The 19,533-nt window shown below is 43.5% G+C and carries 22 protein-coding genes; 10 read left to right on the top strand and 12 right to left on the bottom strand.

The window, feature by feature from the left end:
- Window positions 1–15 precede the first annotated feature (15 nt).
- Entirely contained in the window at window positions 16–831 is an 816-nt protein-coding gene (locus A3IK_RS0108580; RefSeq protein WP_020559575.1) for an aldose epimerase family protein, read from the top strand.
- A gap of 57 nt (window positions 832–888) precedes the next feature.
- Here the strand turns inward: A3IK_RS0108580 and A3IK_RS0108575 are convergent, their stop codons facing one another.
- A complete protein-coding gene (locus tag A3IK_RS0108575) occupies window positions 889–1,734 on the bottom strand; it encodes an RpnC/YadD family protein (protein ID WP_020559574.1) in 846 nt (281 codons plus the stop codon).
- Window positions 1,735–1,877: 143 nt separating this feature from the next.
- Between A3IK_RS0108575 and A3IK_RS21535 the strand changes: the two genes are divergently transcribed.
- The 4 genes from A3IK_RS21535 (at window position 1,878) to A3IK_RS20280 (ending at window position 5,282) form a co-directional block, all read left to right on the top strand.
- Entirely contained in the window at window positions 1,878–2,174 is a 297-nt protein-coding gene (locus tag A3IK_RS21535; RefSeq protein ID WP_020559573.1) for a hypothetical protein, read from the top strand.
- Entirely contained in the window at window positions 2,161–2,646 is a 486-nt protein-coding gene (locus A3IK_RS21530; protein WP_020559572.1) for a hypothetical protein, read from the top strand. The genes A3IK_RS21535 and A3IK_RS21530 overlap by 14 nt, the downstream gene beginning before the upstream one ends.
- Before the next feature lie 211 nt (window positions 2,647–2,857).
- Window positions 2,858–4,174 carry an L-fucose:H+ symporter permease gene (gene fucP / locus A3IK_RS0108565; RefSeq protein ID WP_020559571.1) on the top strand — a complete coding sequence of 439 codons (1,317 nt, stop codon included), beginning with the start codon at window positions 2,858–2,860 and terminating at the stop codon, window positions 4,172–4,174.
- Between the two features lie 187 nt (window positions 4,175–4,361).
- Window positions 4,362–5,282: a penicillin-binding transpeptidase domain-containing protein gene (locus A3IK_RS20280; RefSeq protein WP_020559570.1), complete on the top strand. Its 921-nt coding sequence runs from the start codon at window positions 4,362–4,364 to the stop codon at window positions 5,280–5,282.
- Window positions 5,283–5,479: 197 nt separating this feature from the next.
- On the opposite strand, the gene A3IK_RS18925 is transcribed toward A3IK_RS20280, so the two are convergent.
- A complete protein-coding gene (locus A3IK_RS18925) occupies window positions 5,480–5,962 on the bottom strand; it encodes a PIN domain-containing protein (RefSeq protein ID WP_020559569.1) in 483 nt (160 codons plus the stop codon).
- Window positions 5,959–6,288 (bottom strand): UPF0175 family protein, encoded by a 330-nt coding sequence (locus A3IK_RS0108550; RefSeq protein WP_020559568.1) that lies wholly within the window; start codon window positions 6,286–6,288, stop codon window positions 5,959–5,961. The genes A3IK_RS18925 and A3IK_RS0108550 overlap by 4 nt, the downstream gene beginning before the upstream one ends.
- Window positions 6,289–6,449: 161 nt before the next feature.
- On the opposite strand from A3IK_RS0108550, the gene A3IK_RS0108545 reads away from it, so the two are divergent.
- Both A3IK_RS0108545 and A3IK_RS0108540 read left to right on the top strand, forming a co-directional pair.
- Window positions 6,450–7,115, top strand: coding sequence for a Cj0371 family chemotaxis-regulating polar lipoprotein (locus tag A3IK_RS0108545; RefSeq protein ID WP_020559567.1), 666 nt, complete (start codon window positions 6,450–6,452; stop codon window positions 7,113–7,115).
- 3 nt (window positions 7,116–7,118) lie between these two features.
- On the top strand, window positions 7,119–8,297 hold the full coding sequence (locus A3IK_RS0108540) for a glutathionylspermidine synthase family protein (RefSeq protein WP_020559566.1): 1,179 nt from the start codon (window positions 7,119–7,121) through the stop codon (window positions 8,295–8,297).
- A gap of 35 nt (window positions 8,298–8,332) precedes the next feature.
- Here A3IK_RS0108540 and A3IK_RS0108535 read toward each other — a convergent pair whose 3' ends face one another.
- Window positions 8,333–8,920: a Uma2 family endonuclease gene (locus tag A3IK_RS0108535; RefSeq protein WP_020559565.1), complete on the bottom strand. Its 588-nt coding sequence runs from the start codon at window positions 8,918–8,920 to the stop codon at window positions 8,333–8,335.
- A gap of 376 nt (window positions 8,921–9,296) precedes the next feature.
- On the opposite strand from A3IK_RS0108535, the gene A3IK_RS0108530 reads away from it, so the two are divergent.
- Entirely contained in the window at window positions 9,297–9,842 is a 546-nt protein-coding gene (locus A3IK_RS0108530; RefSeq protein ID WP_020559564.1) for a hypothetical protein, read from the top strand.
- Window positions 9,843–9,895: 53 nt separating this feature from the next.
- Here the strand turns inward: A3IK_RS0108530 and mdoH are convergent, their stop codons facing one another.
- The 3 genes from mdoH to A3IK_RS18920 all read right to left on the bottom strand — a co-directional run bounded on the left by mdoH (window position 9,896) and on the right by A3IK_RS18920 (window position 13,976).
- Window positions 9,896–11,920, bottom strand: coding sequence for a glucans biosynthesis glucosyltransferase MdoH (gene mdoH / locus A3IK_RS0108525; protein ID WP_020559563.1), 2,025 nt, complete (start codon window positions 11,918–11,920; stop codon window positions 9,896–9,898).
- A gap of 78 nt (window positions 11,921–11,998) precedes the next feature.
- Complete coding sequence (locus A3IK_RS0108520; RefSeq protein WP_020559562.1) at window positions 11,999–12,322, bottom strand: hypothetical protein; 324 nt, start codon at window positions 12,320–12,322, stop codon at window positions 11,999–12,001.
- Window positions 12,323–12,365: 43 nt separating this feature from the next.
- Complete coding sequence (locus A3IK_RS18920) at window positions 12,366–13,976, bottom strand: OpgD/OpgG family glucan biosynthesis protein (RefSeq protein WP_020559561.1); 1,611 nt, start codon at window positions 13,974–13,976, stop codon at window positions 12,366–12,368.
- Between the two features lie 107 nt (window positions 13,977–14,083).
- On the opposite strand from A3IK_RS18920, the gene opgC reads away from it, so the two are divergent.
- The gene (gene opgC, locus A3IK_RS0108510) at window positions 14,084–15,241 is read left to right on the top strand and encodes an OpgC domain-containing protein (RefSeq protein ID WP_083915700.1); all 1,158 of its coding nucleotides are present in this window, start codon (window positions 14,084–14,086) and stop codon (window positions 15,239–15,241) included.
- On the opposite strand, the gene A3IK_RS0108505 is transcribed toward opgC, so the two are convergent.
- From A3IK_RS0108505 to nagZ, 5 genes are all read right to left on the bottom strand, one after another.
- The gene (locus tag A3IK_RS0108505; RefSeq protein ID WP_020559559.1) at window positions 15,232–15,528 is read right to left on the bottom strand and encodes a YjiS-like domain-containing protein; all 297 of its coding nucleotides are present in this window, start codon (window positions 15,526–15,528) and stop codon (window positions 15,232–15,234) included. The genes opgC and A3IK_RS0108505 overlap by 10 nt on opposite strands.
- Window positions 15,529–15,660: 132 nt before the next feature.
- Window positions 15,661–16,107 carry a protein YgfX gene (locus A3IK_RS0108500; RefSeq protein WP_020559558.1) on the bottom strand — a complete coding sequence of 149 codons (447 nt, stop codon included), beginning with the start codon at window positions 16,105–16,107 and terminating at the stop codon, window positions 15,661–15,663.
- A 28-nt stretch (window positions 16,108–16,135) separates the two neighbouring features.
- A complete protein-coding gene (locus tag A3IK_RS0108495) occupies window positions 16,136–16,873 on the bottom strand; it encodes an S-methyl-5'-thioinosine phosphorylase (protein ID WP_020559557.1) in 738 nt (245 codons plus the stop codon).
- A gap of 2 nt (window positions 16,874–16,875) precedes the next feature.
- On the bottom strand, window positions 16,876–17,430 hold the full coding sequence (locus A3IK_RS0108490; RefSeq protein WP_020559556.1) for a hypoxanthine-guanine phosphoribosyltransferase: 555 nt from the start codon (window positions 17,428–17,430) through the stop codon (window positions 16,876–16,878).
- A gap of 68 nt (window positions 17,431–17,498) precedes the next feature.
- Window positions 17,499–18,518 (bottom strand): beta-N-acetylhexosaminidase, encoded by a 1,020-nt coding sequence (gene nagZ, locus A3IK_RS0108485; protein WP_020559555.1) that lies wholly within the window; start codon window positions 18,516–18,518, stop codon window positions 17,499–17,501.
- 221 nt (window positions 18,519–18,739) lie between these two features.
- Between nagZ and A3IK_RS21110 the strand changes: the two genes are divergently transcribed.
- Window positions 18,740–19,522, top strand: a complete 783-nt coding sequence (locus tag A3IK_RS21110; protein WP_020559554.1) for a hypothetical protein — start codon at window positions 18,740–18,742, stop codon at window positions 19,520–19,522.
- Window positions 19,523–19,533: the final 11 nt, after the last annotated feature.

Raw genomic sequence — 19,533 nt, 5'->3', positions numbered from 1 at the left:
GAGCCGAGTTTCATCATGTATCAACTAACTAATCATGAATTAACCGTCGACATTCTAGACCCGATGGCTGATCAAGCCCGTTTTGGAGTGCGGTACTGTACCGGCGGCTATATTTATCAAGTGACGGATGATCAAAAAGGAGCATTGCTCACGGGGCCTACCTATCCTGATAGTTTTAATTGGTTTGATGGACAAGGTATTCCGGATGCCTTTAATTGGTCGCCCTTGCGTCAGCCACAGGGATCGGATAGTGAGGTTTATATTATTGGGATTGGGCGTTGTGATTTGACGACTAAGCAGGTGCTAGAATTCTGTCAGTGGGATATTGAGGCGAGTCCTACGGCTATTCAAATGAAGACTCACCCGACTTTTGCTGAGTTTGATTTTACCTTACAACGCACTGTTACCTTGAAAGAGCGCACCGTGCGTTCACACACCGTCATCACCAATCATGGGAATACCTTTATTCCTATCGCTTGGTTCCCGCATCCTTTTTACCCTCAGCCCAAGACGAATGAGCTATGCCGTTTGAGCATTCCGCTGTCTATGCCAGAGAATGAGGGCTATGTGATGGCTGACAATGGTTTTATTACGCGCAAAGCTTGGCCTGAGCAAGCAGGGTTTTATCAAGCCTTAGATCATCAGGCGCAAAACCCGGTCACAATTACCCAGCGCCATCCGGTATTGGGTATGGTGAGTGCGAGTTGTAGTTATGTCCCCACCTTTTTCCCAATCTGGGGGAATCAAAATACCTTTTCATGGGAACCGTTTTTTGAACGTATTATTGCACCGAGCCAAAGTTTAAGCTGGTGGATTGATTATGACTTTTGAGTGCTGGCCAGCACAAGAGTAAGCGTACTAGGTACGACTTACTCATAACACAAGTGGTTAATTCAATAACGAGATTTTAAGCTTTTGTATTTCGTCTTCAGTAAGTCCTGTTAGCTCCGCAATCTCAGCAACTTCAAAAGCACCTTTGCTAATAAGTTTCTTAGCCATTTCAGTCGCTTTGATTTGAGCACCTTTTTCAAGCCCCTGCTCTATTCCTTGCTCTAGCCCTGCTTGTAAGCCCCACCGATAGGTGGAAAAACGAGTGACATCAACTTGGGTTAGCATGTGTTTAGCCTCATCTAGTTGTGTTTGTAAATCGCGATTGTCCGCGAGGGTTTCTAACATTTCGTAGTAGTTACGAAATTGGGCTTCATTATCGCCAGTTAACTCTTTCAAGCGCCTGACAATGTAGTTGACGACCTCTTGTGTCGGGCGTACTTTGAAATCACATAAAATAGCGAGTACTAAAGCCTCTGGAGTGTCTTGTGCTAATAATAAACTGCAATCCACCGTGTGCATATCCAATACCCGATATCGGTAGTGAAAATCAGGCAATGCTAACTCGTTAGGCATGTTTAGACGTGCTTTACCGATGTAAACCAAATACTGATAAATGGGTTCGTTTGGATGCAGTAGCAAAATATCGCTGACATAACGCAACATCCGCACAGGCATACTCGCATCATTGGCATTTTGTATTTCAACATGCAGGATAAATTGCTCGCTTGTTTGACGTTTGCGCATTCGAGCCACCATATCGGCACGACGCACCTCAATGCGTTGTTGTTCAGTTTGGAGTAACTCTACCGAATCATGCTCCACATCGAGATGTAACAGGATATTAGCAATATCGGCGGCTAAGTGTTGTAGCACATCTTTACTGACAATGTCTTTTTCAGCCATAACTTAAATTAGGTAGTAATATTAGAGTTATTATAGCACTGATTTAAATGTAATAATTGTATTTTTTATTTGCACAAGGCCTTCTAAGATCTGAAATAGATATGATAATATCAAACATATCTATTTATTAATTACAAAAAATCATGAATATCACTTTAAAAATCACTAGCTTACTCGGCCTTCTACTATTTGGATTTCTGCTGTTATTAATACTTACCTCTCCCGACACTATTGAAGAATCTGCAAAAGGCTTCGTCAGATATCAGATTGAAAAAGAAGTACAAGCTAAGCAAGAAATAATAAGTCAATCTACCACCGCAGAAAAGGCTCTCAATATTGCTACTAAGCTCGGCTTTGAAAAGGAAAAAACCCAGCAAGATCTTAATAATAAACTACCCGAAAAAAATCGCTGCTACGATCGCATCTATGTGTGGTTATAACTGTGAGAAGAAAAAATTACTCGCCGAATCAATAGCCTCAGGCTATAGGGAACGCATCAAAAATATCCAAATTGCTGAACATACCTTGGGTGATATTATAAAAAATAAATATATCGCGATTCTGGATAGTTTAAAAAATGATTTGCAAATATTTCTGGGGGCTAATGTCGCAATGTTTTTTATTTTATTTATTCTATCACTTATTAAGCCTAGTGCTACCTCGCACTTATTCTTACCTGGTTTGCTACTACTGATTGCAACAGTGCTATCTTCCTGCGTATATATCTTTGGTCAGAATTGGTTTTATACCATACTCTATAATGACTATATGGGTTTTTGGTATTTAGCTTATATCGCCGTTATTTTTGGGTTTCTGCTGGATGTGTCTTTGTTTAAAGCTAGAGTTACGACAGAGGTAATCAATACTATCTCTAATCTGATAGGTTCTACTTTTTCGCTCGCTCCCTGCTGATAGGTATTTTACAAATCCTCAACCAATCTTATTAGAAATATTAATGAGCAGATTAATAATATTCCTAGATGATGAAAATATTGCGCAGAAATACACAATTACTTTTTACTAGGTACTTATTTAATTATATTTTTACGGTAACATCGTCTTAACTTCCGAGGGGAGAGATTCGGGAGCCTTCATTCATCATCTTAACGACTAGGAGGATAAGATGAGTCAAGTGATAACCAATACCTATGCCAAAGGTGTGGAAAAACTGCCATTGGTATTCAAAGACATGCGGCTAGCCTTTGTGCTACTGGTAGTCTGTTTTGCGGCTTGGGGTGTTGCTGCCAATATGACCGACCCACTGGTCAAAGTATTCAGTAAAATTTTCACCATGAGCACCCTACAAGCCTCATTAGTACAATTCTGCTATTACGGTGCCTATTTCTGCCTCGCCATTCCGGCTGCTTTTATCAATGAACGCTACTCCTATAAGGTCGGGGTTTTAACCGGACTAGGCTTAGCTATTGTGGGAGCCTTTATGTTTTATCCCGCAAGTAGCAGCATGACCTATGGCTTTTTCCTAGCAGCACTCTTTACCCTAGCCGCTGGATTATCCATTTTAGAAACCTCAGCCAATCCATTCGTCATTTCTATGGGGCCTGAAGGTAATGCCACCCAACGTTTGAATTTAGCACAAGCGTTTAATCCGGTCGGTACCAATTTGGGGGTATTTCTGGCTGCTATGTTGATTCTGCCTAATCTGCACTCAGCTACGGGTGAGGAACGCGCTAGCATGGCACCGGAAGCATTACGCGCCATTCAATCAGCGGAACTCAATGCGGTCATGACACCTTATGTGGGGATGGCATTTGCGCTGATTCTGATCTGGGCCTGCATTGCACTGGTCAAAACCCCCAATACCCGTGAGCAAAGCGCCACTACTTGGAGCGGTATCCATTTTGGAGCTACCTTTAAGCGCTTAATGGCTAATAAATACTATCGCTTTGGTGTAATTGCTCAGTTCTTTAATGTGGCGGGTCAAACTTGTGCTTGGACTTTTACTATTCAGTATGTGATGGCAGCGATTGGTGGTAACGAAGCTCAGGCCGGTATGTACCTGCAATACAGTCTGATTCTGTTTTTACTGTCACGCTTCCTCATGACATGGCTCATGGGCTATATCCGCCCTACTCAACTCCTATTAGGCATGGCACTGTTTGCCTCTACTATGTGCGCGATTGCCGCTTTGAGTCCTAATATGTTAGGGGTCTTCGCTGTTATGTCCATTTCGGTAGGCTTGTCTTTAATGTTCCCAACTATTTATGGTGTGGCACTGCAAGGACTAGGAGATGATACTAAGTTTGGCGCGGCAGGTTTGGTCATGGCGATTCTAGGGGGTGCCTTAATGCCACTGGTGCAAGGTGCTCTGATTGATACCTATGATGCAGCATTCTCTTATATTGTCCCCTTAGGCTGCTTCTTAGTAGTAGCAGGTTATGCCGTGTTTGAACTGAAAAACAAACGTCCAGCCGTACAATAAGCATCCACGACTAGTTGAAATATTTTGTAAATAGCCGGTTACTCACTTTCTAAGCATTTAAGTTATTTAAATCATGTAACCGGCAATCTACTGACTAAAACGCTTGGAAGTAGACTCAACTACTCTATAATCGCCGCTCCTTGCAGACGTTCTGCATATTTTAAAAATTTTCCCTAGGGGCAGTGAATTGAAAACAGGCTATAACATTTCTAAACAAGCAGGCCAACTCCTTTTAGTCTGGGCTTTATTAGGGAGCACTGTAGCTGCTCAAGAACCAACACCAGCCGACCAATATAATAGTGCTAAGGATTGTGATTATCTTGCCTCGCAAGCTGAGCAAGCTACGTTTGTTCTGTATTTGCCAACACAAGAGAAGTGGCTAGTATGTAATCAAGCGCGTGCAGAGCAACCTGTACTGCCAGCCTCTACCTTTAAAATTCCTCATGCACTAATTGCCCTTGAAACAGGTGTTATCGAAGATGAATTCAAGCAAGAACAATCGGATGGAAAAACACGCGCCGTACCCGTGTGGAATCAGCCGACTAGTCTTGCTAGTGGAATGACAAACTCTACCGTGTGGTTTTATCAGCGCTTAGCTGAGCGGATTGGTATTCAGAAAGAACGTGAATGGTTACAACGCTTGGGCTATGGCAATGCGGACATGGGTAAGGATACTGAATTAACCACTTTCTGGCTTACTGGAGCGCTGCGTATATCAGCTCTTGAGCAGGTTCGTTTTATTGACCGACTCCGCCGTCATGATCTGCCTGCCTCTGTTGCAAACCAAAACCGCGTCGCCGCTATGATGGCAGGTCGCATCAGTCCTGACAGCGATGCCGTTTCTAAACTACATGCAAAAAGCGGAGCCGTTTTACCTATCGGAACCGACGGCGACATTAGCAAAGGCGTAGCGGCTGAGCAGATGCTTGCAGGTCTTGATCAAGTGGGCTGGTATGTTGGCTGGGTAGATCGATCAGATGAAAAGGGAGGGGATGCTGTTTTCGCCCTTCATCTAGTGATGTCCACCCCAGATGCATTGGCTAAAAGAAAAGCTCTCGCTGCTTATATGTTGCAAGCCAATGGTGTAGCGACTGAAAAAGCAGAGTAAGGTAAACTAGATACTTGAATCGGCTGGAACAATAAAAAACTCCATGTTATAGCTTGGCTTGGAGCATTTAATAACAGTGGCTTAGCTGCACAGCCGTTAGAAAAGCGAAGCAATGGCTAAATAGGGTGGTTTAATTCACTTTATGACAAAAATTTTTGATAAAACAATAATGTAGATACAAAAAGTGCTATTAATGTTCACTCTAGCATATCTCGCACTTGTTGTTGGAGCGATGGCGCAAGCCTTAATCCATGAGTAATTGCTTGATCTAACATCGCCTGAGCTGTCTGAGTATCTATAAGCTTGCTACGGTGCGCCTGTATCAGCAATCCGGCAAACCCTGTGATACGAATGCCGAACTGCTTAGCAATCTGTCGACCTTTACGCTCATCAATAATCAAAGGCAGATTAAGACTAGCCGCTAACTCGATAGCATTTGCTTCTCCTGCATCTAACAATAGTAAAAGAGCTGTAAGACGCTTTGAAGTGGCTACATCCACCACAGTAAAACAAGGTAGAGGTTCTAGTAGTTGCTTGATATGAGGTGAGCCTGCCTGCAACTCAGCTAATACTACAGCAGGTATCAAAATTTGATCAAATAGCTTACATAATAGTTCTAATGCCGCTAACTTCTCCAACACAATCAAACTCGTGGTGTCACTCACAATGACAGATTTCATGCCACAAACAGCTCATCTAGTGTTTGCAAATCCTCTTGTAAATCATAATCAGCAAAAGGAATATTAAGCTCCCCCAGTAATTCTAAGGTGGCATGTTTAGTTTTTCCTAATACCTTACCCAATTGCCCAAGGCTCAAATCACCACTTTGAAAAGCTTTAAGCGCCATCCAATTTTTCAGCCCGTTTTCGATTAGCTGATCACTAAAAGGTAATGCAACACCTAAAGGCTCACCGCGTCGGGTGATAAGCATATATTCATTATTTTGTAACAAATGGCTTAACTTACCAGGGTTAGTTTGTAATTCTTTAATGCCCATGACGTACATAGCAAATCACCTTGTACTGATATTACGGAGTACTTAAGTATAGCACACTTATCCTACCCGCTTTATGACTCTATCGAATCACCTTCTCCTACGTAGCTAGTAGCTTTTTACCCCTGATTTCACTATCGTTCTAGGCATTTTTTAGAGATGGAGATTTCTATATGCCTTATATTAGAAAAATTGCGTCCTATTCGATGGTAGGTAGCATTGGTGCTGTGATTATGGCGAGTTTACAAGGCTGTGGTGGCGATCAACCCCCACCACCGCCCGAAAAACCCAAGCAAGAGACGATTTCACAGGCGACTAGCGATAAAGAACAAACTTTTGTATTACTGCTCAAACAAACTGCAGCGAATCCAGACACTTACCAGCTCACGGAAAAAATTCCCTCTAGCTCAGGCACTAAAGCCATTGTCACGGGACTCGACGGTAAAGAGCGTGTTTTAACCGAAGAAGAACTCAAGAAAATTGCCGAAGAAGAAGCCAAACGCGTCGAAAATGGCAGCTCTAATCTCACAAAACCTGTGGCTGAAAATCAGGGTTTAAGCTTAGGTGAAACTATTTTAGCCTCAGCCGCCGGGGCTTTAGTGGGTGGCATGATTGCTAATAAGCTGATGGGTAACTCTAACTATCAACAACATCAGCAGCAGCAAAATACTCGCGCTCAATCCACCATGAGCAGTTCTCGTACACCGGGGGCTAGCAATACCAATAGTGCGACTAAACCCTCGACCACCCAACCGCGCAGTGGTTTCTTTGGTGGGGGAAGCAACTCGTCTAGTAGTTCCTCAGGTAGCCGTTCACCTGCTGGCTCGGCAGGAGGCTGATTCATGATTAAAACGGAAAAAGTGCAAGCCATTAGCAATCAGCTCATGGAAGATGTGGGCATGAATTGGCATACCGACCCAGATGGCACGCCCTACATCACCGATGAAATTGTGCCTGTTACCGAAGCAGAAGCGGACGCTTATTACACCGCCGTGAATGAGCTTTATGACATGTATGTCGAGGCTGCACAGTATGTGATTGATAATGATCTCTTTTTTGAATTAGATATTCCTTTTAATCTGATTAATCCTATTAAACGCAGTTGGGAAAATGATGATCGCCATATTTATGGGCGCTTTGATTTAGCCGGTGGCATTGATGGTTTGCCGATTAAATTAATTGAGTTTAATGCCGACACTCCAACTAGCCTATTTGAAACGGCAGTGGTGCAATGGGCCTTACTCAAAGCGAATGGTATGAATGAAGATAAACAATTTAATAATGTTTATCAGGCCATTGGTAATAGTTTTCGGCGCATGATTACGGGTGAAGAAGAACCCGATACGTTTAATGAGTATTATAATTATCAAAATATCCTATTCTCATGCATGAGTAATCTACCTGAAGATGAAAGCACCACGCGCTTTTTACAACAAATAGCTAGTGAAGCAGGCTTTCAAACCGATTTTTGTTATATGCATGAGGTAGGTTTTCAGGAAGAAGCCGGTATTTTTAATCCTGAAGGTACACGCTTTGATTATTGGTTTAAATTGTACCCTTGGGAAGATATTGCGCTACAAAACGATGGTATTGTAGGCATTTTAGATGATATTACCCGTAATCAATTAGGGACTATTTTAAACCCCGCTTATACCCTTATTTTCCAAAGTAAAGGCATTATGAAAGTGCTTTATGAACTATTCCCTGATTCGCCTTATTTATTAGAAACACGTTTTGAACCCTTACAAGGTAAAAAACAAGTCGCTAAAAAAATGTTTGGGCGTGAAGGGGCAAATACTACGATTCTCGATGCAGCAGGCAAAGCACTGCATAGTATTGGTGGTGAATACGAGCGTTATCGCACGGTCTATCAAGAGTTTGCTCAGATGGCTAAAGATGCTGAAGGTCGCACTTATCAGGCCGGGGTCTTTTTTGCATGGGAAGGCTGTGGGTTAGGCTTTAGACGGGGCGGTGAAATTCTCGATAATATGAGTAAATTTGTGAGCCATAGGATTATTTAAATTACTTTTAGCGATCGTGATTTAAAGAAGTTGAATCACGATCCTTCATCCTCTAATGGAATCCCTTCTACTCCCGCATAAATATCCCCCACCAGTAGGATTGTTTCTGGACATGGCAAGGTAATACGCTGTGCTAGCTCCGTAAACCGTGCTACACCCCACGCACCTTCCGCATCTCGATAATATAAAGTGACCTGCACCTTATCCTGTGCCACAACCAAATAAGCTTTTAAGGAGGCCAGTTTCTGATAGGCCAATGCCTTTTCAGTATAATCCCGCCACTCGGTCGATTTAGAAGTCACCTCGACAATCAAACAAGGCTGGCTAAGATAATAAGCGTGATTCTCTGCCTCACAACTAACAATGACATCAGGGTAATAATAAGCTTTTGATTTTTCGGCATAGACTTTCACATCAGCCAAATGAATTTCACAAGCACTCCCCTGTGCGGCTAAGCGCAACTGAAAAGCCGTATTAAAAGCAATCGTACTATGCCGCCGACTCGCACCAGCCATAGCATAGAGCTTACCTGCCACATACTCATGACGCACTGTAGCGAGTTGCTCACCCGCTAAATAAGCCTGTTCGGTGATGCGATCCTCTGCAACTTTTGTCGCCAACATAACCTAACTCTCATAACAACCTATGTGCCCAGTATAGCGCAACTAACCATGCTAAAGCATAATTAAAAGCTTAAAGCATTAAAAACCTACGGAATGCCACCTAGCAAACAGACGGGTATTTAAACTTTAGACAATGTGGTGAAATTCTCGATAATAGGAGCAAATTTGTGAGCCATAGGATTATTTAATTAAGATTAGTATGGTAGTTCAGCCCTTATTTAACTGGCTATTATTTTATACAATTCATTGCTCATTATCCAGCACTCTAATTAATATAACTTTAGAGTGCTTTAAATTTTCTATTAGTCTAATCATAAAAAGTTCTTTATAGTTTTAATTGGCTTAAACAATTATTTACTTAAATAAGGGGGTTTTTATGAGAGTAAAACATATCATTATAGGATTAGTTACTGGACCTCTCTTGCTACTGACTGGCTATGTCCTCGGCGCTAGAATCGCAGTAGCGCACCTAAAGCAGCAGGAAATAGCTAATGAGTTACAGTCTAAAGCCTTAAATACGTTGGGTTATTTAGAGTATCATGAGGGTAATTTTAAAGTTACAGACTCACTTAAGTCAGAAGTACAAACTCTTTTAGCATCACCTGGCTGCTCTTTAGCCAATCAGTCTTTTTCTGCTTATTTATATGATTTCAATAATAAAAAAATAGTTTGGAATAGCATTGAGCTTCAAAAAAACCCTGCTATTCAAGAGCAAAATCTCCAAACATTCAATGCTAATTTACTAGCAAACTCTGAGTTTAATAGCTATAAAGCAAAAATGACTGAACCCAAAATCAATATATTGACTAATATCAGTGATGGGGCAGTAAATTATTTAACTGGAATACAGTTTCTTCGCTACCCAAAAAACTCCAAAACAACTGATTATATTTTTGTAGCTTTAGCCAAGAATGCTCCCTAACCATGAATAAGGGTAGTTAACGCCTAACTACCCTTTTCCAAACTATTATAAATTTACAAATGACTGAGCCACTGTTGCTGAAATTGCTTTTCGGGCAACTGCCAGACTGCTGTATGTAAACGTGCTAATAGTGCTGAATCTTCTAAAAAGATTTGTCGCTCTGCCTCACTTAAATTCACCGGCCCCATACGTAAGGCACGATTAAATAATTCATTCCGTTGTTCGCGCGTTTTAGCCGATACTTGACGGCGCGGAACATAGGCTAAGTGTTGACGCTGAGCAATAGGGTCAACAATGACGCGCGTAAAAGGATCATGCGTGGTGGCATAACTGCGCTCACTTAAATCTAAATGATTAATAGGAAAGGTTTGTAATACATCCAACGGTTGTTTTAAATCTGGCGTCATAAATAAGGCTGTGTGTGGTGCTAACTCATAACTCGTTAATACCGCAACAGGCGCAGCTAAAATCAATCCGAGTAATACGGGAGAAGTCCACCAAAATGCGACGGGATTCACAACAGCCAATGCCAGTGCCCATAAAAATCCCGGAATCATAATCCAAGCATATTCCCGTAAAGCACTTCCCCAGCTCATACGATAGCCTTCGCGCTGTTGTGTGCCCCAATTCGCGCGTTTTCCCATGAGAATCTCAATCACAAAGCGGCTGTAATACATCATCCGAATTGGAGCGATTAAGATGGATATGAGAGTTTCGGTAACAATTCCCATCCATAAATTAGCCAGCCCGCCAAATAGCTGAGTATAACCTCGCCTAATGACATGAATCACACCAAATAATTTATAGACAAAGAGCAATATCAGCGTAATACCTAAAATGGAATCACTAAAAAAGGAGTCTTCAATAATATCCTCTTGCGGATAAGTCAAAGCGGTAATACTTAATACCACTAACCAAAATAACCAAATTAATGACCCTACATAGGACATAATCCCGCCTAGCATTAAAAAACGCTGCATATGGGGAATATCACGCGACCAGATAATTTGCCAATGCTGTAAATTACCCAAGCACCACCGCCGATCCCGTTTTAATGCATCGGTTAAAGTCGGTGGTGGACGCTCAAAACTGCCATCTAAATCAAAAGCGAGCCACGTTTCCCAGCCGGCACGATTCAATAGTGCTGCCTCGACAAAATCATGGCTGAGAATATCGCCCCCTAAGGCACCACTGGCTGCTAAACGGGGTAAATCGCAATGCTCCATAAAGGCTTGGGTACGAATAATGACATTATGCCCCCAATATTGACTGTCACCCATCCACCAATAATGTAATCCGGCAAAAAATACTGGGCCATATAAACGATTCACAAATTGCTGACTACGGGCAAATAAGGTCTGTAAACCCGTCGCATAGAGCGGGGTTTGAATCAGGCCAATACGCGGATTACGCTCCATCGCGGTGACTAAACGGGCAAAGGTTTCGCCCGTTACGAGGCTATCGGCATCCAGCACAATCATATACTCGTGGTGCTTACCCCAGCGGCGGCAAAAATCCATAATATTACCGCTTTTTTTCTTAATGCGATGGCGGCGATGGCGGTAATGAATCTTGCCATGGGCGTCTAGTTCATCGCATAAATCTTGCCAAGCGGCTCCCTCACGTAACCATTGTCGGCTTTTATCGGAGTCGGATAGCACATAAAACTCAAAATGCTCTAACCAGCCCCCTGCTTGCAAGGATTGATACATGCTTTTAATGCCAGCAAACACATAGGCCACATCCTCATTATAAATGGGTAGTAAAATCGCGGTTGTGCTACGCGTAGAGAGCGGTGGCAAGGGTTCATTAGCAGCCGGCAAGATTCTAAAACGCCCACGGCGCATTAAGACCCAAAGCCCCGTGAGTCCGGTCATAAACCCTAATGCTAACCAAAACAATAATATTGCAAAGGGAATCACAATAAGGCTCTTCCACCACCAGGGCAGTGTTTCAGGCAAATTGATTGCCAACCAAGTAACCGACCAAAGCAGCATTAGGGCAATCATGCCAAAAACGAACATTCGACGTTTAAATGCCGTGTGTCGCCAATTCAATAAAGCAAGGGTTTGCAGCATCAAGCAGCCTACTTATCAGGAATCATTAAAGTTGCCAAGCCATAGAAACCATACCTTTTCTATAGCTAGGTTGAATACTTAGAAACGTTCTAAAACCGCTGCCCGAATACTGCTGCGATTTAAGACAGGGCCGGTTTTAGCACGACGATAACCGGGTTGAACAGCGCTAGGGTGTTGAGACGCTGCTAGTGGCGACAAGTGTGACAACTGCACTTGTACTTCATGAATCAACAGTTGAATTAATTCACGCTCGTCAAGACTAGTGCCATAAGTGGCGGCTAGTTTTAAACAAGCCTTGTCTAAGAGTTGTTGCTGATCATATTCATTCAAACAATGAAATTGGCAATATAAAGTGGCGCGTTGCCGAGCTATCTCCCAGCTACTAGGGGCTTGTACTGACATGATAGTTGTTCCTCAAAACACTTGACTGATTAAATTATGATAGTTAATTGCGCTGACAATATTCAGAAGAAATGGGGTAAACCCACATTTCACTTAAAGGCTGTGCGCCAGCCTTTAAACGGGCAAATACAACCATGGGTTCTTGGCAACGTTCAGGTATAGGTTTAGTCACTATCACTAAACGCTGACCGTGCTTTAAGTAAGGATTCTTTAACAACTGGCTTGATTGTATAAGCAAGTTGTCTGATTGACCTATCTCAATCTCAATTGGTTCAGTGGTTGGTAAAATATCCTTAAAGTCGATAAAAAAACGTAATACCCCCTCTTGATTAGGCAGACTATCAACATTTTTTGTCGCAATACGGGTCGCATGAACCTTACCTAGTTGATGCTGAGGTGGGTCTTGTTGTAACCACGTTAAACGGTATTGCCAATGGGTTTGTGGCTGCTCAGGTTGCCAATAAGCAACCACATTATCCAATACATCCGACTGAGTGGGGAAATGCACTAAACGTACCGCACCCGCACCCCAATCATTCAAAGGTGTTACCCATACATTAGTACGCTCCTGATAATGTGCCTCTAAATCTTGGTAATGATCAAAATTACGATCCCGTTGTAATAAACCAAACCCCCGTAAATGTCTGCTCGCAATCGAGTGCGCGGTAAAATGCGCAGGCTGATACAAAGGATGCCATTCCAATCCCATATTACCGTCTATGAGTAAACCATCAGAATCGTGTACCTCAGGTCGATAATCGCCCATAGGATGCTTTGAATTTTCTCCATGAAAATACATGCTAGTTAGGGGCGATACGGCGACATTCAGCGGTGCATTACGCCAATATAACACCGTATCTACATCTGCTGTTGTTTCGTGACCTGGCTTAATAATAAATTCACTCATCCCTGTGACTGAAGGACTATCCAATAAAGCACATAATGTTAAAGTGCTTGCATTAATAGTAGGCTTTTCTATCCAAAAAGCACGATAATCGGGAAACTCTTCTTGTCCCTCAAGGTCTGTATTAATACCTAGACCACGTACCGATAAACCATAAACTTGATCAATACTGCGCGAACGAAAATAGCTAGCCCCCTGAAACACGAAAAATTCGCTATGAAATTCATCTTTTTTTAGTGGATAAAGAATGCGAAAACCTGTAAAACCCAATTCCGTTTTATCGACCCCAGCCAACAGCTCGGCAGACTCAAAATAGTCGGTTTGAAAGGGTAGGACTTTCGCTTCACCTTGCTCCCAAGTATAGAGTGACACAGGACGTCTAAAGCTCAGTCCGGGGGGCAAAGGCTCTAACTGAAAAGGTAGTTGCTCCTGACGCCAAACCGTTTTTTCCGGTCGAAAACGCAAGTGACGATAACCATCATAATCAAGCTTACGTACAGCGGTTTCATCAATCGCAGCAGGTACTTGATAGGGTTTCGTTGCTAAGAGGCGTGCTTGTTCTTGTACATAAGCCTTACATCCCACGGGCTTTACTGTATCGGGACTTGCATAGCCGTTCATGAGGGTCACTGTATAAATCAGTAGTCCTCTGAGCCACCATAACAATAGTGTTCTAATGAGCACAGCATAACGCTCCATAAGATAGTGAGTTAATGGCTTAAGGGTAAATAAGATAGTGGGTGACAACACGATTGGGTTTCGTAGGCCAAGCTTGTGATTACAAACGGCGCGTATCATCGCATAGCTCTAGTTAGCCCGCTAGTGTAGCGGATGAAAATATTATAGGTTACTCAAACATGCAAACATTTCAAACCTCTAACCCCACACTTGCATCGAGGCGTGACATTTCCCTCGACGTATTGCGGGGCATGATGCTCTTCATCATGGCAATGGATCATTTCGGCGAACCCATTATGAAATATACTTGGGAAATGGCAGGATTTGTCAGTGCGGCGGAGGGCTTTGTATTTTTATCCGGCTTACTAGTAGGCTTAATCTATTCCCGTTATATCAATAAGCCACATTGGCAGCTAGAAAAACGGATTTGGCAGCGGGCAGGAACCATTTATCTTTATCACTGGCTGGCCTTATTAGGTGTTTTCATCTTTACCCTCACGAGCCTTAAACTACAAGCCCCGTGGCAAAGTTATGCTATTGCTATGGAGCAAACTCCTTGGTTGGCATGGTTATCGGGTATGCTATTAATCTATCAGCCCCCTATGTTAGATGTTTTGCCTTTATATGTCAGTTTAATGCTAATCGCCCCCCTAGCCTTGCGTTTAATGGCTCAGGGCAGAATACATTGGGTACTCATAGGTTCATTTGTGATCTGGCTAACCGCACAATGGGATTTAAGAAACTATCTCATTCATCTATTTGCTATTGATAAACTCATTGTAGGCTTAGGCTCATTTGATCTATTAGGCTGGCAATTACTATTTGTATTAGGTATGTCGGTAGGCTTTAAACGTTATCAAAACCAAGGCGCACCTTTGCCTATTGTGCCTAGCGCATGGTCATTTGCATTGGTTATGGTGATTGGCTTGTGGCTCTTGCGTCACCACTATATTCAGACCGGTTGGTTAGAAGCTTATGCACATACGGATAGAGAAAGCATTGCGTGGTTACGCTTAATTAATTTCTTGGCGCTTGCCTATGTGATTGCTGGTATAATGCAGGGTTTGATGCGCTTTGTGCCGCAGTTTTTTAATCTGGGTTTTGTGCGTTGGTTGGCATTTTTAGGGCAACATTCGTTACAAGTATTTGCTTTTCATTTAGTGCTACTGTACTGCTATATCCCCTTTCGTTGGGGTGAGTATGGTCTAACTGATTGGCAAAAAGCGGGAGTATTAGTATTATTTTTAGCGAGCCTTACCTTACCAGCTTGGCTACATCAACGTTCCCAAGAACGGCAACGTAGCCAAGTGTCTGTAAAGGCCTCAAACTACACATAGGAGTGACGGGTCGTCATAGTTCCATGTTGAGCTTGGGGAGTTTCTAGTGGTTTACGTGTTACTGCCACTTCAGGTTGAGCAGTGTTCACTTGAGCCACTTGAGCTTCTAATGCTTCAGCCGTTTTCCAAGGAAACGCGCTAGTGCCTTGCTCTAATAGCTCACGGCTCATGCCAAGATCCGCTAATACACGATCATTGAGTTTTAACAGTTGTTGGCGAGTATAGGTACGTTCGATCAATTCTAAACCATGACGAACTGTAGTGGTGATTAAACTTAATATTGTCATTTCGATATTCCTTATATAGGGTTAAACTATTTATTTTTTTTCTTTCTACGCCTATAAGTCTAGTCGCTTTATTGCACTGCAACAAACGACTTATTTCAAGGTATCATGTTAGAAAAACTAAATCATCGCACACTAAGAACTACCGACTGACCAACGCATTATCAAGCTTTGTAATAGGTCTGCATTGAGTGCATCGGGCAAAATAATAGCACTGACATACCCCAGCTTAGGATGAGTGAACCCCAGAATCACGACCCACCGTTTGACAAAGCTTTGCTTGGCTAAGGCAACGGTCTGCCATGGTGAGTCCGTACCTACTTGGATCTGCCACTCACCTGACTCTAGCCAACGAATAGCGTGAATCGAACGCATAGAGCTATGCCAATATTGCAACTTTAACGAGCGCCAAGCCGAAATACCCACGACTATTGCCATGAGTATACGAATCCATAAGGGAAAAGCAGGCGTGCTCAATGCTATTATGGCAACCAACAGATGTATGCCCACAATAAAGCTCAACAAGTAGCGCGAAGGCTTCAGCGTAAGCTCGATAGTTTGGGTAAAACGATTGTTATCCACACCCGACTCCTCCCTGAGTATCCTCTCATTAACACACTAAACTACGCAGCAGGGTACGGACTCGCCCCATACTTTGCGCTAAATTAGCGTAGATTTCGTCCATAGTAATCAGTTGCTCACTCTTACCTGCCGCCCAATTAGCCACCACATTACAACTGGCATAACATAAACCCAGCTCCCGTGCTAACGCAGCCTCTGGCATCGCCGTCATACCCACCACATTACAACCATCCCTCTCCATGCGCTGAATTTCAGCCGCTGTTTCCAAACGAGGGCCTTGGGTAGCGCCATAAGTGGCTCCATCAATTACCCCTAAACTCTTACCGGCTACAAGTAAGGCTTGACGCAGTTCTTCACAGTAAGGCTTAGAAAAATCAATATGGGTAACCTTTTCCAAACCCTCATCAAAATAGGTATGTTTACGCCCATAGGTATAATCAATAATCTGATTGGGAATGACTAATGCTTGCGGCTGCATAGCCGGGGTGATACCTCCTACGGCGGCGATGGCAACCACCTTTTCCACCCCAATACTTTTGAGCGCCCACATATTCGCGCGGTAGTTGATTTGATGTGGAGGGATGGTATGGCTATAGCCATGACGCGCTAAAAACACTATGCGGTGCTCACCAATCCGACCGTGGGTAATTTGCCCGGATGGTTCGCCATAAGGGGTATGTACGACTTCCCGATGGATAATCTCTAAACCCTCCAGAGCTGTTAAGCCTGTGCCCCCGATAACCGCAAAATCAATATAATCAGTCATTATTATTCTCCAGCAGCGTAGATACCATCAGCATTACGCCAATATTCTTTATAATCCATACCAAACCCAAATACATAGCGGTCTGGAACTTGTAGGGCACAAAAATCCACTTGAGCCTCAGGATTACGACGATTATGAATTTTTTCAATTAAGACCGCGACGCGCACCGAAGCTGGCTCTTGAGCCTGACACCAGCGCACAATCTCACGCAAGGTATGCCCTTCATCTAAAATGTCATCAACTAATAATACATGCCGCCCTTTCAGACTATTTTGTGGACGGCACAGCCAATGCACATCAGCCGCCCCCGCTGTCTCACCGCGATAGCGAGTGGCATGCAAATAATCCACCTGTAGCGGAAAAGGTAAATGTGCTAATAAATGCCCCGCCGTGACTAACCCACCATTCATCACACAAATAAAGAGGGGATCTTTATCCGCTAATACCGCAGTAATATCCGCCGCTAAAGATTTAATAGCAGCTTGTACCGCTTCTGCAGAATGCAAACACTCGGCGTGTTGCATGGCTGTTTGGGCTTGTTCGACTGTAATGCTCATAAACTCACTCCGCAAAAGCTTAACAGCATACCGTGAGGCTTAAGCGCTCTCAATCTCTAAGCCACCTTTTACCCTAAAGTACTCATTAAATGATGGGCTTGTTGCCATTGTGTACTCTGCAACAGCGCAGTATGGTTCATAAAGGGCTTACCCTGCATGGCTTGAATGCGTACTTGTGAAGCCGGTGGGACGGTATATTTCAGATGTTCCAAAATATCAATAATCCCCTCCCGTCGATTACAGGCCATAATCATGTCACAGCCTGCGGTTAAAGCAGCCTGAGCACGCTCCGCGTAACTCCCCGCGACAGTCGCCCCTTCCATACTGAGATCATCACTAAAAATTAAACCCTGAAAGCCTAACTCTTGACGCAAAATCGTTTGAATCCAATAACTAGAAAAACCAGCCGGTTTAGGGTCAACCTTTTCATAAATCACATGAGCCGGCATCACCGCATTCAATCCAGCCTGAATCAGCTTTTTAAAGGGCTGAATATCATCCTGCTGAATTTGCTCAAGACTGCGCGAATCAATCGGAATCGCGTGATGTGAATCCGCTTCAATAAAACCATGCCCCGGAAAATGTTTGCCTGTGGAAGCCATGCCTGCCTCACGCATGCCTTGGATATAATCCAGCGCTAATTCACTCACAATAGTCGGATCACGATGTAAAGAGCGATCACCAATCACTAAGCTCACGCCATAATCCAAATCCAATACCGGGGCATAGCTAAAATCAATATCTAACGCCCGCAACTCAGCCGCCATTAACCAACCGGCTTCTTTAGCCTGAGCTTTAGCCTGTGCGGGATTGATAGCATAATACTCACCTAAACGCCGCAAGGAAGGAAGGCGCGTAAACTCGCCACGAAAACGCTGTACCCGCCCACCTTCATGATCAACCGATAACAATAAACGCCGCTTGGAGGCTGCTCTGATCTGAGCAATGAGCGCTTTTAATTGTTCTATTGATTGATAGTTACGACTAAAAAATATAATCCCCCCGATCAAGGGATGATTCACTAGCTCCCGCTCTTCTGCGCTTAACTCTACCCCAGTGAGATCAAGCATTAATGGCCCTAATTCCATACCCTGCACCTTTTTAATTAACCTGTAATGGCATAGCATGATACAAGATTAAGCAAGTGATACTGCATGCTACCTGAAATAAGGCTTTGATAGGGGGGTGAGATGACAGTAATCGGGTATTTCTCGAACCAGATTAATTATGCTTGCTTTTTGATAAGTGCAATATTAGAATATTCTAATATATTACATTATCAATTTTTTATGACGCTAGAGGCTTCATTATGAAACACATTAATATCGCTTTATTGGTTGCTTTATTAGCAACGGCTGGTACAGCTAGTGCAGATTTCTTCAATGGCTTTGATAATGGTGACGGCAATGGAACCGCAACCGGTCAGGGCAATACACAAGGTTCTGCAAATGCTCAGGGTCAAGGCACTGGCAATGGTTCTGGTGATGCTCGTGGTTGGGGACGTGGGCGTGGTACGGGCGATGGTGAAATGGACTTCTCGCTCAACTTTAAAGGTAAAGGTAATACCGATATGAATGCCGATACCTATGGGCAAGGCCGTGGCAATACTCGTGGTAATCTTTATGGTTTAGGGAATGGCTATGGTAACGGCTATGGCTACGGTACAGGTAATACTAGCGGTTATACCGGCGGCTACCCCTATGGTGGTGGTTTTAACCCCTACGGCAGCTACCCTTATGGTGGTGGTTATAACCCCTATATGATGCCCATGCCCGCTCAACCTATGATGATGCCGCAAATGGGCGCTCCCATGATGATGCCACCAGCCGGTGCTATGCCAGCAATGCCAACGCCAAACTTCCAAGCTCAGCAACAACAATTGCAGCAACAACAGCAACAGTTAGAAGCGCAACGTCAGGCTTTCATGAAATATATGGAGGCACAACAACGCCAACTAATGCAAGCTCAACAAGCCCTGCAAGCAGCTCAAGCCCCTACTCCTGCAGCACCTGCGGCAGCGGCACCTGCTACAACAACTGAAACGCCAGCCGCCACTCCTGCACCTGCGGCTGAAACACCTAAAGCGCAATAAATGCTTATTGG

The sequence above is a fragment of the Thiofilum flexile DSM 14609 genome, assembly GCF_000380185.1.
Lineage (GTDB): Bacteria > Pseudomonadota > Gammaproteobacteria > Thiotrichales > Thiotrichaceae > Thiofilum > Thiofilum flexile.
Note: the sequence above shows the minus strand (reverse complement) of the source record. Positions and strands in the feature narration are given on the sequence as shown.